The organism is Kocuria sp. MNB10, assembly GCF_054073685.1.
The window spans coordinates 1,166,386-1,179,492 of sequence record NZ_CM133411.1 but is presented as its reverse complement, the minus strand read 5'-3'; the positions used below and the strand labels follow the sequence as shown (position 1 = coordinate 1,179,492).

The 13,107-nt window shown below is 68.0% G+C and carries 17 protein-coding genes and 1 pseudogene; 4 read left to right on the top strand and 14 right to left on the bottom strand.

All coding sequences use genetic code 11. From position 1 onward, the window contains the following. Positions 1–4: 4 nt before the first annotated feature. From ACW9PK_RS05275 to ACW9PK_RS05245, 7 genes and pseudogenes are all read right to left on the bottom strand, one after another. Entirely contained in the window at positions 5–580 is a 576-nt protein-coding gene (locus ACW9PK_RS05275) for a PIN domain-containing protein (RefSeq protein ID WP_239321538.1), read from the bottom strand. 80 nt (positions 581–660) lie between these two features. Further along, entirely contained in the window at positions 661–1,083 is a 423-nt protein-coding gene (locus ACW9PK_RS05270) for a helix-turn-helix domain-containing protein (protein ID WP_260850499.1), read from the bottom strand. A gap of 92 nt (positions 1,084–1,175) precedes the next feature. Beyond that, positions 1,176–2,142 (bottom strand): annotated as a pseudogene (locus ACW9PK_RS05265) (AMP-binding protein); the annotation flags it as partial. 47 nt (positions 2,143–2,189) lie between these two features. Then, the gene (locus ACW9PK_RS05260; protein WP_239321949.1) at positions 2,190–2,453 is read right to left on the bottom strand and encodes a YgaP family membrane protein; all 264 of its coding nucleotides are present in this window, start codon (positions 2,451–2,453) and stop codon (positions 2,190–2,192) included. Then, on the bottom strand, positions 2,390–2,740 hold the full coding sequence (locus ACW9PK_RS05255) for a rhodanese-like domain-containing protein (protein WP_239321951.1): 351 nt from the start codon (positions 2,738–2,740) through the stop codon (positions 2,390–2,392). The genes ACW9PK_RS05260 and ACW9PK_RS05255 overlap by 64 nt, the downstream gene beginning before the upstream one ends. Before the next feature lie 67 nt (positions 2,741–2,807). Continuing rightward, the gene (locus ACW9PK_RS05250) at positions 2,808–3,017 is read right to left on the bottom strand and encodes a hypothetical protein (protein ID WP_035965675.1); all 210 of its coding nucleotides are present in this window, start codon (positions 3,015–3,017) and stop codon (positions 2,808–2,810) included. Between the two features lie 54 nt (positions 3,018–3,071). Then, a complete protein-coding gene (locus ACW9PK_RS05245; protein WP_052161002.1) occupies positions 3,072–3,488 on the bottom strand; it encodes a sulfite exporter TauE/SafE family protein in 417 nt (138 codons plus the stop codon). Positions 3,489–3,773: 285 nt separating this feature from the next. Between ACW9PK_RS05245 and ACW9PK_RS05240 the strand changes: the two genes are divergently transcribed. After that, positions 3,774–4,196, top strand: coding sequence for an organic hydroperoxide resistance protein (locus tag ACW9PK_RS05240; protein WP_035965673.1), 423 nt, complete (start codon positions 3,774–3,776; stop codon positions 4,194–4,196). Between the two features lie 159 nt (positions 4,197–4,355). Here ACW9PK_RS05240 and ACW9PK_RS05235 read toward each other — a convergent pair whose 3' ends face one another. Beyond that, positions 4,356–5,273, bottom strand: coding sequence for a sulfite exporter TauE/SafE family protein (locus ACW9PK_RS05235; protein ID WP_035965671.1), 918 nt, complete (start codon positions 5,271–5,273; stop codon positions 4,356–4,358). Between the two features lie 220 nt (positions 5,274–5,493). Between ACW9PK_RS05235 and ACW9PK_RS05230 the strand changes: the two genes are divergently transcribed. Continuing rightward, positions 5,494–5,661: a hypothetical protein gene (locus ACW9PK_RS05230; protein WP_165489832.1), complete on the top strand. Its 168-nt coding sequence runs from the start codon at positions 5,494–5,496 to the stop codon at positions 5,659–5,661. Between the two features lie 73 nt (positions 5,662–5,734). Here ACW9PK_RS05230 and ACW9PK_RS05225 read toward each other — a convergent pair whose 3' ends face one another. The 3 genes from ACW9PK_RS05225 to ACW9PK_RS05215 form a co-directional block, all read right to left on the bottom strand. Next, complete coding sequence (locus ACW9PK_RS05225) at positions 5,735–6,046, bottom strand: CDGSH iron-sulfur domain-containing protein (RefSeq protein ID WP_307723023.1); 312 nt, start codon at positions 6,044–6,046, stop codon at positions 5,735–5,737. Continuing rightward, positions 6,043–7,140 (bottom strand): iron-containing redox enzyme family protein, encoded by a 1,098-nt coding sequence (locus ACW9PK_RS05220; RefSeq protein ID WP_457016905.1) that lies wholly within the window; start codon positions 7,138–7,140, stop codon positions 6,043–6,045. Before ACW9PK_RS05220 ends, ACW9PK_RS05225 begins: the two co-directional genes overlap by 4 nt. Before the next feature lie 132 nt (positions 7,141–7,272). Further along, entirely contained in the window at positions 7,273–9,492 is a 2,220-nt protein-coding gene (locus tag ACW9PK_RS05215) for a catalase (RefSeq protein WP_064845432.1), read from the bottom strand. Between the two features lie 182 nt (positions 9,493–9,674). On the opposite strand from ACW9PK_RS05215, the gene ACW9PK_RS05210 reads away from it, so the two are divergent. Beyond that, positions 9,675–10,262, top strand: coding sequence for a GNAT family N-acetyltransferase (locus ACW9PK_RS05210; protein ID WP_457016902.1), 588 nt, complete (start codon positions 9,675–9,677; stop codon positions 10,260–10,262). A 67-nt stretch (positions 10,263–10,329) separates the two neighbouring features. Continuing rightward, positions 10,330–11,196: a VanW family protein gene (locus tag ACW9PK_RS05205; protein ID WP_457016900.1), complete on the top strand. Its 867-nt coding sequence runs from the start codon at positions 10,330–10,332 to the stop codon at positions 11,194–11,196. Here the strand turns inward: ACW9PK_RS05205 and ACW9PK_RS05200 are convergent. From ACW9PK_RS05200 to ACW9PK_RS05190, 3 genes are read right to left on the bottom strand one after another with little or no spacing between them, the layout of a single operon-like run. Continuing rightward, on the bottom strand, positions 11,091–11,846 hold the full coding sequence (locus ACW9PK_RS05200; RefSeq protein ID WP_457016898.1) for a class I SAM-dependent methyltransferase: 756 nt from the start codon (positions 11,844–11,846) through the stop codon (positions 11,091–11,093). The genes ACW9PK_RS05205 and ACW9PK_RS05200 overlap by 106 nt on opposite strands. Next, complete coding sequence (locus ACW9PK_RS05195) at positions 11,843–12,394, bottom strand: GNAT family N-acetyltransferase (RefSeq protein ID WP_457016896.1); 552 nt, start codon at positions 12,392–12,394, stop codon at positions 11,843–11,845. The genes ACW9PK_RS05200 and ACW9PK_RS05195 overlap by 4 nt, the downstream gene beginning before the upstream one ends. Continuing rightward, on the bottom strand, positions 12,391–13,059 hold the full coding sequence (locus tag ACW9PK_RS05190) for a hypothetical protein (protein ID WP_457016894.1): 669 nt from the start codon (positions 13,057–13,059) through the stop codon (positions 12,391–12,393). Before ACW9PK_RS05190 ends, ACW9PK_RS05195 begins: the two co-directional genes overlap by 4 nt. Positions 13,060–13,107: the final 48 nt, after the last annotated feature.

Genomic DNA, 13,107 nt, shown 5'->3' with positions numbered 1-13,107 from the left:
GTCCTCAGGGTAGCTGAGCAATGTGGGCTAAGGCCTCTCGGATTCGGAAAGCAAATCGGGGACACCCAGCTTTGAGGAGCGCCTGGTCCAACTGCAGGTGGTTGGACTTGCCACTCCAATACTTTATTTGATTGCGCGCAATGGGAGCTACGCAGGCCGGATTCGAATCAGTAACCAGCAAAAAGAAATCGTCTGGATGGATGACCTCATACGGTTCTGTCTCGGGTGTTGTCGTGATGTCATTGGGATCGTTGCATGTGAGGATGATGTCTGCGCCTCCGAAAACGGCCCCCGCGTGGACGTGGTAATCGTGGCGATCCGTACCGGTGAAATCGAGATCGGACGGGAAGCCCTGCAGGACCTCATCCATGTTCTTGCGTATCAGCTGCGCCCGCTGGGCGGTTCTATGTCCCGGAGCTGTAGGGCATTTCTTACGCATGTTCGCGATGACCTCCGCGAAGACGTCCTCCGTGCTGTGGACCTGGAACATCGCGGGGTTTTCAAGGCGCAACAAGAAGAGCCAATCCATCAGGGTCTTGCTGAAGAGGACGTTGGCATCGACGAAAACTCTTTGCGTCATGGCCCCAATCTAATGACATCACGGGGGGCACCCCGGTTGAAAACAGGGGTGCCCCCCGTGTCGCTCACGAACGCATGATCTCAGTCCTCGAAAAGCTCGAAATTGTCTGCCGCGTCGAGTGCCCGCAGTTTCTCGAAGGCGTCGCGACGTTCCGTTTCCCGCTGTTCCCGCAATCGGAGGACATCGGAACGACGGAAGCGCGTATGTGATCCGACCTTGAAGGATTCGATCAGCCCCTCGCGGGTCCAACGGAGAAGGGTGGGGCGAGAGACCCCCAGGATGTCCGCGGCCACCGTACTTGTCAGCTCGTCGGGCATTTGAGCAATGCTGACCGAACCGTGCTCGGCAATGGCCGTGAGTGCATGGAGGAGTGTCCTCTGGACCTCGTCCGGGAGTTCCACCTCCCCGCCGTTTGCATCGCGCAGAACCAAGGTTGAACCCTGACGCGCGGGGGCCTGCGCCGCGCGCACGGTCTGGGCCGAGATCGTGATCCGCTCAGTCATGGTGGTCATTGGCGTCTCCCTTCGCGCCGTGCTCGTAAGTATTTAGTTATACCGTAACACTCATTCACATACAAGTGAAATAACCTGCGGGTTCAGCGCTCCAGATCCAGCAGCTTGAGCGCCTCCTCACGCATCTCCACCTTGCGGACCTTGCCCGTGACGGTCATGGGCAACTCCTCCACCACGTGCACATAGCGCGGGATCTTGTGGTGGGAGATCTTCCCCTGCGAGAACTGCGCGATGGATTCCGTCGTGATGGGGGGCCGCGCCCTGACGCGCCCGGATCCACACCATGAGCTCCTCCCCGTACTTCTTGCTCGGTACACCGATCACCTGGGCGTCCACGATGTCCGGGTGGGTGTAGAGGAACTCCTCGACCTCGCGCGGGTAGATGTTCTCCCCGCCCCGGATCACCATCTCCTTGATGCGGCCGGTGATCTGCGCGTACCCGTCCTGATCCATGACGGCGATGTCCCCGGTGTGCAACCAGCCGTCGGAGTCGACGGTCTCGCGGGTCTTCTCCTCCTGACCCCAGTAGCCCTTCACGACCGAGTAGCCGCGGGGGTGGAACTCCCCGGCCGTGCCGCGCGGCACGGTCTCACCTGTGGAGGGATCCACGGTCCTGACCTTCACGGGCGGGTGCACCCGGCCCACGGTCTCCACGCAGCGGTCCAACGAGTCGTCCGCGCGCGTTTGGAAGCTCACCGGCGAGGTCTCCGTCATGCCGTAGCAGATCGCGACCTCGCTCATGTGCATCTTGTCGATCACCTTGCGCATGACCTCCATGGGGCACGGGGAACCGGCCATCACGCCGCTGCACGGCGAGGACAGGTCGTAGTCCCCGAAGTCCGGCAGCTCGAGCTCGGCGATGAACATGGTGGGCACCCCGTACAGGCTTGTGGTCTTCTCCTGAGAGACGGCGCGAAGCGCGGCCCGCGGGTCGAGCCCCGGCCCCGACAGGATGATCGCGCTGCCGTGGGACGTGGCCGCGAGGTTGCCGATCACCATCCCGAAGCAGTGATACAGCGGCGGCACCACCACGATGCGGTCCTTCTCCGTGCAGTGCCGCCGAGAGAACGTTCTCGGCGGCGCTGCGGTGTCGCGTCTCAGGCGAGCCGACGCGTGACGTCCGCCAGGTGGACGTGGTCGCGCTGGTTGTGCGGCAGGGCCGAGAGCAGCTGGCCCATGGCGCAGGTGTTGCTCACGGCGGCGAAGACCAGCCCCGCGCCGACGGCGCCGGAGAACCATGTGGCACGCGGCGCCACGGTGCTCGTCAGAAGCCCTGCGAGTACCAGGGACCCGGCGGTCAGTCGGACCTGGCGTTCCAGATCCCAGCACCGGTGCGCACCGTGCGTCCGGCGTCGCGCCATGCGTCGATCCCGCCGGTCAGGACGGTTGCGCTCGTCATACCCGCCGAGGCCAACAGCTCCGCGGCGCGCGTTGAGCGGGCTCCGGAGCGGCAGATCACCACGGTGTCGCGGGGTAGTAGCTGCCCGATCTGCCGGGTGTGCTTCTCGGTGAGAGCCAGGGGGGCGTTGACGGAGCCCGGAATGTGACTGATGCCGAACTCCACGGGGGCCCTGACGTCCAGGAACAGCGGTGCACCCTCATGGGGGTCCTGGAGTTCGGAGGCGGAAACGGTGGCGGGTGAGGACATGGTGTTCTCCTTCTCGAGTGGTTCTCGGACGGGACGGTGCCCGGCTCGGGTGCGGGGTGTCACAGGGTCAGCCCAGGAGCCGGGGCACGCTTTGCAGGGCGGTGTAACACTCCGTGAGCACCAGCAGGCCGGCGAAGTCCAACGACAGCAGGCGCGTGTTGATCCGGTGGCCCACGCGGGCGCCGAGTGCTGGGCCCACCACGGCGGCGCCCGCGAACGGCCCCACGGCCTCCCACTCCAGGTGGGGTAGGACGCTCGTGTGCAGCGACAGGGTCACGAGACTGTTGACGAGGGCGGTGAGGATGAGCGGTAGCCATGAGCGCGGGTCGGATCATACGAGACGGTTCTCGGGGCCGTCGTGGTTCGAGGACGGGCGGGACGAGCGTCGCCGCGTGTTCTTCACGATCATGGCCGCGGCCACGACCACGAGCAGCGCGGAGAACAGCGTGAGCAGCACGGCGTCGTCCATCAGGCCGGACACGTTGGCAGCGAGCACCGCACCCCCTGTGCCCAGGGCGCCGAAGACCACGCCGATCCCAGGGCGGACGTGGCGGCGCCGGAGATGCGAGACCAGGCCCGAAATCGCACCCGAGATCACGACCACCAGGGAACCCACCGTTGCGTGGGTCGGGGGGAGTCCCAGGGCGAAGGTGAGCAGCGGCACGGTCATGATGGCCCCGCCGCCGCCCAGCGCGCCCATGACGAGCCCCACCAGCAGCCCTGCGATGACGACGATGAGCGCGATCACTCCTGCGGGATGATGACGGTCCTGGGGTGCGCGCCGAAGCAAGCCGCACTCGCTGTAGCACATACTCCCGGGGGTAATTTTGGAGCGAGGGAGAACCGTGTGCGGATCACGCGGTGGGGTGCAGGGGAGGGGGATTCCGGGTGGCCCTCACCGGCCCGTCCCGCATGAAAAGTGAACGTCTAGATTGTGGACAATCTAAATACCGCGACCTACCATCGATTGCGGTCGTACCACCCGGCGTTCAGGGCCGGGGCTCACCGGCCACGGAAAGGACGAGGAATCATCATGAAGGCTATGTACACCGCGGAAGCGCTTGCCCAGGGCGCGGGCCGCAACGGCAGCGTCGCCACCAAGGACGGGTCGCTGCAGTTCGACCTGGCCGTGCCGAAGGAGATGGGGGGATCCGGGAACGGCGCCAATCCCGAGCAGCTTTTCGCCGCCGGGTACGCGGCCTGCTTCCACTCCGCCTTGCAGATGGTCGCCCGCCAGCAGAAGGTCTCGCTCGGTGATTCCGCCGTGGGGGCCCGCGTGCAGATCGGCGACAACGGCGCAGGCGGGTTCACCCTGGCCGTGCAGTTGGAAGTGATCATCCCCGAACTCGAGCACGACGCGGCCCAGGAACTCGCGGACGCCGCGCACCAGGTCTGCCCCTATTCCAACGCCACGCGCGGCAACATCGAGGTCACCGTGACCGTCGTGGAGGATTGACGAGCGCGTCGCACCGCGCCCGATGAGAGCGCACGGCACGTCCCCGGCGTTCTGCGGCCCACTGAGGCCCTGACGGGGCCGTGCCGTGACGCACGGGCGGGGGCCACGAGCCCCACGGCGCCGAGGGGGATGTCACGTCCCCTCGGCGCGACGTCGCCCTCAGACGCTCTCGGGGACGCGCACCTCGGTGCGCAGGGTCGCGGAGCGGCGGTCGGCGAGTTCGCGGCGCACGACCCAGACGACCGCGACGATCCACAGCAGGGCGAGCGCGCCGAGGATCGCGTAGTACGCGGCGTCGCCGGGGAGGCGCGCCTGCACGGCGTCCAGGCGCAACAGGGTACGCGTGTTCGTGAAGATGATGAGTCCGCCGGCGCCGACGGCGAGGATGCGCGGGGCGAGCCAACGCACGAGCCACGCGGCGATCGGCGCGGCCACCACACCGCCGATCAGTAGAGCCAGGACCATGCCGAAGTCGACGCCCTGGCTGCCGAGTGCCATCAGGAACCCGATGGAGGCACCCAGACTGACCACGAACTCGGACGTGTCGATGGATCCGATGACCTTGCGCGGGGCGATCTTGCCGGAGGCCAGCAGGGTGGGGGTGCCCACGGGGCCCCACCCACCGCCGCCGATCGCGTCCATGAAGCCCGCGACCGTGGCCAGGGGGATCAGGAAGAATCCGCGCACCTTGCCCGTGAAGTTCGGGCGCCGCCCGCCGAGCCGCAAGAACCGCCACACCACGTAGCAGCCCAGCAGCAACAGGATCACGGACATCACCGGTGCGGCGGCCTCCCCGGAGAGGGTCAGCAGATGGGCGCCCGCGAACGCGGCGATCCCGCCGGGAACCGCCATGAAGCCTACGACGCGCCAATCGATGTTGCCGAAGCGCCAGTGCGAGAGCCCGGAGGCCAGGGTGGTGCCCACCTCCGCGAGGTGCACTGTCGCGGACACCGAGGCGGGGGTCAGGCCCACGGCCAACAGCAGGGTGGATGAGGTCACGCCGTAGGCCATACCGAGCGAACCGTCCACGAGTTGCGCCCCGAAACCCACCAGGGCGAGCAAGATCAATGTACGCACGGTGCGACTCCTGTGCAGTGGAAGGGGTGAGGTCACTCAGCCTAGGAACCGGGCGGGCGCTCACCCAAGGAATGTTGCGCCGTGCGTCACAACGTGTAGTGCGATGACATCCGCTTGACATCGGCCGGGGGACGTCTTCCCTTGTCAATCGTCAGTACGCTGACGAGGATGGGAGGGTCAGCGATTCCGCCGACCGAGACGTCCAACGAAAGGACAGCACGTGGCAGAGAAGAATCCCGCCAACGCGGGCGAGGAATCCATCAAGATGAGCCCCCAGGAAGAGAGTGCGGCCCTAGGTCGGGAGACCCAGGCGGACGCCGAACCCGCCGACGAGGGCGTGGGCGCCATGACGGACAACAAGGGCGACGAGCCCGCCACCGAGAACTGACCTGAACCACTACGCGATCGGCCCGTGGCACATGCCACGGGCCGATCGCGTATTCAGGTCTCCGATGTCCGGCTCAGTCCTCCTCGCCGGGATCCTCGCGGGGGTTGCCGATGTTGTACCGCGGCGGGCGGGTGCGGAAGTTCGCGAGCTTATGCGAACCGTCGCAGAACGGCGCGATCGACGACATGTTGCACCGGCACAGGGCGACGACGCGCCGCGGCGGCTTCTGCGGCTCGGCCCCCGGTTCCGGGGCGATCAGCACGTCACCGCGCACCAAGAGCGGTCCGTCCGGGCACGGGGTGATCACCACGGGATCCTCGGCGTCGTGCGCCACCGAGAGGACGGGGCTCCCGTCGTCCGTGGTGCGTGGATCCTGCTCGCTCACAGGGCCACCCGCTCGGCGACCGGGGCCTCGGAACCTACGGTCTGCAGTCCCGGCATGTTCCCGCGCAGGGAGGTCCGCCCGTCCGACCAGCACTCGAGCATGTGATCACCCATGAGCCCGTCCACGTACAGGCACGCGGCCGCGCCGAACAAGACGTCCTCGAGCAGCTCGGGCTCGTCCTGGGCGAGCGCCCCGGCGAGGTCACGCGCGGCGATCTGTTCGTGAACGGCGTCGGCCTCCACGTGCTCGTCGTAGTACCAGGTGACGTCCGCGTCGTAGCCGAGCTTGCGGAACGCCCGACCGTAGTACTTGTTGGGGATCGAGGACGTCATCTCGAACGCCGCGAGGTGACCCGCGATGGCCCCGCGCAACCGGCGGTGCAGTCCGAACAGGCTCATGAGGTTCATGGACGCGAGCGTGGGGGCGGGCACGAGGTCCAGGTAGTGGTCCAGGGTGTCGTCCAGGCCGAGACCTCGCATGGTCCGCGCGAAGATCGTGGCGTGCACGCGCTCGGGACGGCCCCCGCCGTACTCGTCCGACTGGATCTCCACGAGCGCCGCCTTCGCGCGGCCCCGCAACCGGGCGATGCCCCACGAGTGGGGGTCCGCCTCGCGCAGCGTGTAGATGGAGCGGTGGACCAGGAACTCGCTCAGGATTTCCTCGCTCGGGTGCCGGGCGAGCCACGTGGCCAGGGTGGGCTTAGCGTCCCCGCCGGTCATCGCGAACATCGTGTCCACGAGCTGCGCGGAGTCGCCGGGCAGGGGATCGGGGAGGGGCACGCGACGGCGCAGCTCGGCCTCGAAACCGGCCTCGAGCACTGTGCGCACGCGCAGCAGCTCGGGATCCCACTCGCGGTCCGCGGTCACGAATTCCGCGGGCCCGTAGTGCAACAGGTAGAGCAGGAACAGGGACAGCTGCAGGTCCTCGTCCGCGAGGACGTCCTGCGACGCGTTAACCGCGGTGGCCGTCGCTTCGGACAGCGCCGCGTACCCGCTCGCCGGGGTCTCCTCCGGGCCGGTCAGGATCTCCAGGAGGGCCGTGCTCACGGGTCCGCGAGCGGTCGGGGCCACGGTTCGGGTGGGGACGGTCGTCATGATGGTGTTCTCCGCTCGGGAAGGTGGGTGCTCGGCGCGGGTGGGGTGTCTCTGAAGACGGGGACTGCCCGCGGACCGCGGTGGAGCGGTCCGCGGGCAATCGGCGGAAATAGTACGACTACTTCCTATTCATTAGGCCAACATACCCGTGGTCGGGAAACGTTCCCAGACCCGGTGGCTGCCGAGCAGTTCCACCACGGTGCTCAGCACGTCCTTGGCGGAGTCCGCGCTCACGACGCCGGGCGTCTGGGCGATCTGCAGGGCGTCCAGCACGTCCGTGCCGGGGCCGAACGCGGCGATCGCCTTGGCGTGGCGCCACATCTCGTTGAGCAGCAGGCTCACGCGGGGGTCGATGTCACCCGGGCTGGGTGCACCGGCCTTCGCGTCCAGGCCACCGGCCACGGGGTTCACAGGAGCGCCGGCGGTGGCGACCACCACGGCGTCGAACTCGATGGACCGTGCCGTGAGCAGGGTGCGGTGCGCCACGATGCCCGGGGCCACCTCACCTCCCTGGGGTGCGATGACGAGCGGGACCATATCCGCGCCGTCGATCTCGGAGACGAGCGTGGCGAGCTGGTCGGCGTCCGTGTCCGGACCCACGAGAATGCCCACCTGGCGGCCTTCGACGGGCCACGTCTCGCCCACCTGGGTGAGGGCCGGGGAGGCCTGGACGTCCTGGGCAGGAGCCTCGGTGGGCTCCTGCTCGGGCAGCCCCAGCGCCTGGGCCACGGTCTTGCCCAGCGCGGGGTCGATCGCGAACAGGTGGCGCAGCTGACGGGTGCGGATGTTCTCGTCCCAGCACTTGCCGAGCTCGAACGCGTAGGCCTGCGCGGTGTGCTCGCGCTCCACCTCGCTCAGCGAGAGCCAGAACAGGCGTGGCTGGCTGAAGTGGTCCTCGAAGGACTGGGGCCGCACGCGCTCCTTGACGGACGCGGGGACCGGGGCCGGGTAGTCGATGAACGCGTGCTCGTCCTCGGGAGTCTCCGCCGGGTTGCCGCCGTCCAGCGAGTTGGGCCGGTAGGGGGCCACACCCGAGTGCACCGCACTCTGGTGGAAACCGTCACGCAGCATGTCGTTGACCGCCGCGTGCGGGCGGTTGATGGGCAGCTGGTTCCAGTTGGGCCCGCCCAGGCGGGTGATCTGGGTGTCCAGGTAGGAGAACAGACGCCCCTGCAGCAAGGGGTCGTTGGTCACGTCGATGCCCGGGACCAGGTTGTTGGGGTTGAACGCCACCTGCTCCGTCTCCGCGAAGTAGTTGGAGGGGTTGCGGTCCAGGGTCATCAGACCCACGGGCTCCACGGGGACGAGTTCCTCCGGGACGATCTTGGTGGGGTCCAGCAAGTCGATGCCCTGGAACATTTGGTCCTCGGTGTCCTCGAACACCTGGACGCCCAGTTCCCACTGCGGGTACGCGCCGGCCTCGATGGCGTCCGCGAGGTCCCGGCGGTGGAAGTCCGGGTCCGCACCGTTGATCAGCTGGGCCTCTTCCCACGCCACGGAGTGCACGCCCAGGCGCGGCTTCCAGTGGAACTTGACCAGCACGGTGGAGCCGTCCTCGGCCACCAGACGGAACGTGTGGACGCCGAAGCCCTCCATCATGCGGAACGAGCGCGGGATGCCGCGGTCGGACATGTTCCAGATGGTGTGGTGCTGGGCCTCGGTGTGCAGGGACACGAAGTCCCAGAACGTGTCGTGGGCGGACTGGGCCTGGGGAATCTCGCGATCCGGGTGGGGCTTACCGGCGTGGATGACGTCCGGGAACTTGATGGCGTCCTGGATGAAGAACACCGGCATGTTGTTGCCCACGAGGTCCCAGGTGCCCTCGTCCGTGTAGAACTTGACGGCGAAACCGCGGGTGTCACGGGCCAGATCGCCCGAACCGCGGGAGCCCAGCACGGTGGAGAACCGCACGAACACCGAGGTTTCCTTGTCCTTGGCAAACAGGCCCGCGCGGCTGAGCTTGGTGGCCGAGCCGTAGCCGCGGAACGTGCCGTGGGCACCCGCGCCGCGGGCGTGCACCACGCGCTCCGGGATGCGCTCGTGGTCGAAGTGGGAGATCTTCTCCCGGAAGTGGTGGTCCTGCAGCAGCACGGGACCGCGGGCCCCGGCCTTGAGGGACTGGTCGGAGTTCGTTAGGCGCGCGCCGTGCGCGGTGGTGAGGTACTCACCCTGCTGGGCCATCGCGGACATCGGGGCATCGGTGGGCGCACCCGTGGGTGTGACCCGCTCGGGGGCACCCTGATCGGGCTTGGGCGGAAGCGGCTGACGGGGAGCGGTGGGCTCCTCGATGGTCGGCTCACCGGTCCCGGGAACTCCCGGGACCTGGGGGGCGTTGTTATCGCGTGCGGACATGACGATCCTCCTACAAAGCTGACGCACGCCGCGGTCATGGAGTGCGACGTGGTTCTCCCATACTGTCAGCACCCTTGGGGGTGGGCATACACCTGTAGGGAGGCAGTCGCCTTCCTGCGGGGTTGTGAACCCGTCAGGGGCTGCGCGCGGGCCGCGCGGCGTCGTCGTGAGACAGTGATCCCATGATGTGGACACCGGTGACACTGCGCGGGCGGCTGGTCCGCCTGGAACCCCTCAGCCGCGAGCACCTGGACGGGCTGATCGAGGCCACCGAGGACGGGCGCATGTGGGAGCGCTGGTACACGAGCGTGGCGGACCCGGACGGCATGGCCGCGGCCGTGGAAAAGCGGCTCACGTGGCAGGACGAGGGATTCATGCTGCCCTTCGTGACAGTGCGGCAGGCCGACGACGTCGTGCTCGGGATGACCACGTTCTACGACCCGCAGTGGGGTGTGCCGCGCGTGAGCGTGGGCCACACGTGGAACCGGGCATCCACCCACCGGACGGGGACGAATGCGGAGTCCAAGCTGCTGCTCATGACCCACGCGTTCGAGGAGCTCGGGTGCCGGTGCGTGCGTTATGAGACGAGCTGGGCCAATCAGCAGTCCCGGGCAGCGATCGAGCGCCTCGGTGCTCGGCTGGACGGTGTGCTGCGCGCGGACCGGTTGGAGCGCAACGGCGCGCTGCGGGACACCGTGGTGTACTCGGTGCTCGAGCACGAGTGGCCCTCGGTAAAGGCGGGACTCGAGGCGCGGGTCGCGCGACGCTGAGGGAGAGGCTCACTAGAAACGTTTGTTTGCTATTGCGAATCACTGTGGGCGTTCCTACGCTGGGTCCATGGGACGCAAACTCTTCTCGGAGATCTCCCCACTGACCTACCGCATTGCGGTGGAGCGTCAGAGATGGCAGCGGCGCGCGAAGGACCTCGGCAGACGCGGGGCGTTCGCCGCCGAGCGTTCGACCGAGGACCTGCCCGTGAAGGTCTACCGTCACAACTCACTCATCCGGCGCACGCTCGGCAACACCGAGCTGGACCTGCAGGAGGGCAAGGCACGCTCGTTGGAACTGTCCGCGCCGCTCGTGGACGGGATCGTGATCCGCCCGGGGCGGACGTTCTCCTTCTGGCGGCTCGTGGGCAATCCCACGCGTTCCCGCGGCTACCTGCCGGGTGTGGTGATCAACGGTGACCACGCGGACGTCGGGATCGGCGGGGGCATGTGCCAGTTCACCAACCTGCTGCACTGGATGGCGCTGCACTCGCCACTGACCGTGGTGGAACACCACCACCACAGCGGATTGGACCTGTTCCCCGACTTCAAACGCCAGATCCCGTTCGGGACCGGGACGTCCATCATTTACAACTTCCTGGACTACCGGCTACGCAACGACACCGGGCAGAGCTACCAGTTCCGCGTGTACGTGGACGACGAGTACCTGCGCGGTCAGCTGCTCTCGGACGACACCTGGCCGGAGAAGTTCCACATCCGCGAGGACGAGGCGTACTTCTACCGCGTCACGGATCCCGCGACGGGTGAGGAGCAGGTGCGCCGGCACAACGTGGTGCTGCGGGAGACCCGGTCCAAGCGCACGGGCGGCACCTATCGGGACTCCCCGTCCAGCCTGCCCGCCCGCACAGTGATGGGCCAGACGACGTCGCGCGGCCGGGACGGTTCGCCCCACGCCTCGGTGAGGTCGGCGGCGTAATGGCGCAGAACGTCGTCGTGCCCGGACTCCGCGGCGTTGCGCACCGCAGACCACGTGCCCAGGTAGCCCAGGAAGGCATCGAGCGGCCAGGATCGCCGGATGGACAGCGCGGCCACCGGGACCTGCGGGAAGGGGAAGTCGATGTCCCGGTACCCGGTCTCCACGAGGCGGCGCTCGGGCGGCCAGAACGAACTGATCTCGCGCCAGTAGAACCGCTCGAAACGTTCCCGCAGGCCCGGCTCCACCTCCACCACGCCGTAGCTGATGAGTGCGAGGACGGCGCCGGGGGCCGCGATGCGGCGTGCCTGCGTGTAGAAGGCCGGCAGGTCGAACCAGTGTGCGGCCTGGGCCGCGGTCACGAGATCGGCGCGGCCGTCGGCCACGGGCAGGTCCTCCGCCGTCCCGTGCACGTAATCGACGCCGCGTGCGGGGGCGGCATGAGCGAGTTGATCCTCACCGGGGTCCACGCCGATCACGTGCGTGAAGTGTTCGGCCAGCAAGCCCGTGAGCTGGCCTGTCCCACAGCCCACGTCCACCGCGGTGCCCCGCCGCGGAGCGATCCGTGCCAGTTCCGCGCCCAGCTCCGCGGGGTAATCGGGGCGGTGCGCGGCGTAGTTCCCTCCGCCCTGCTCGAACCAGTTCCGGTTCATGTGGCAGTCTTCTCATGAGATGGCGGGGTCGGGTGTACCGGTCGTTCCCACAAGGTCACACGGCTGCGCACCTCGTCGTTCTCGTACGGCGCTGTCTCGCCCGTGGGCTCGTACCCCAGAGCCTTCCAGAAACCGACGGCGCTCGCCGCGTTGGTCTCCACGATCCCCAGGCGCAGGGTGGTCACCTCGGGCCAGCCGCTCACGAGGTTCGTGACGGCATCATGCATCGCCCGCCCCAGGCCCTCTCCCTGGTGGTCCTGCCGCACGAGAAGCAGACCGATGTGAGCGTGATGCTCCTCGGGGAAATTGCGGATGACGTCGGCCATGGCTGCCAGAGCAGACCCGCGGAACAGCCCGACGTCGTACTTCTGTTCGCGTGCGAGGCCGGGCGGGCGCGCGGAAAGGATCTCGGCGGCGTCGCCGGGGAGGGGCGCGTGTCCACTGATCCGGCGGGTGTAATCGGGAGTCGCCTCGAACAGCGCTTGTAGCGCCGGCGCGTCCTCCGGTCTCAGTCGACGCAGTTCTGCCGGTTCGTCGACGGCGCTCACCCGAGTTCCGGGGTGCGCGCAGGGAAGGTGACCGCAGCGGCGTCGGGCACCCGGACGGTGCTGGTCAGGGCGGTGAGGCTGGGCCGGCGCGGGGTGGAGCTGAAACCGAAGTCCGGGGCCGGGGTCATGTCCGTGAGGCGGCCCAGGTCCTGGTCGTCCCAGGTGGCGCGGGAGTGGGTGATGGTGTGGAGGTCGTAGGCGGCGTACCACTCGGTGCGGTCGTTGCCGGCCGTACCCAGGGTGCGCACGCCGGGCATCACGCGGTGGGCCACCTGATCGGTGAGCCGGGCGAAGGTCAGCGAGGTGCTGATCGGTCGGGGGACCGTCTGCAGCAGGTACCCCAGGGGCGCTCGCGGCCCCACACTGAAGTGCCATGTAAGCGGCCCCGCGGTGACCGTCCACCGGGAGGCGCGGGAGAAGCCCGTGCGCTGCACGTTCACGGGGACGCGGGTGACGGTGTCGAAGGTGTAGGTGTCGGACACGAAATGCGCGACCCAGTCGTTGGGCGCCAGCAGTTCACGGCGTCCGTCCGGGTGGGCGACCATGACGTCCGCGAACGGGCCCTGCGGCGTGTGGGACCAGCACCCCAGCACTAGCCGCGTGCCGGAGGACGTGCCGACCCCGGCGATGTGGCCGGTGAAGCGGTGACGGATGGAGGAGGTCATGGGGCCAGGGTAGGGGAGGAAGGGGTGGTGGGGGAGAAGTTGGCATAC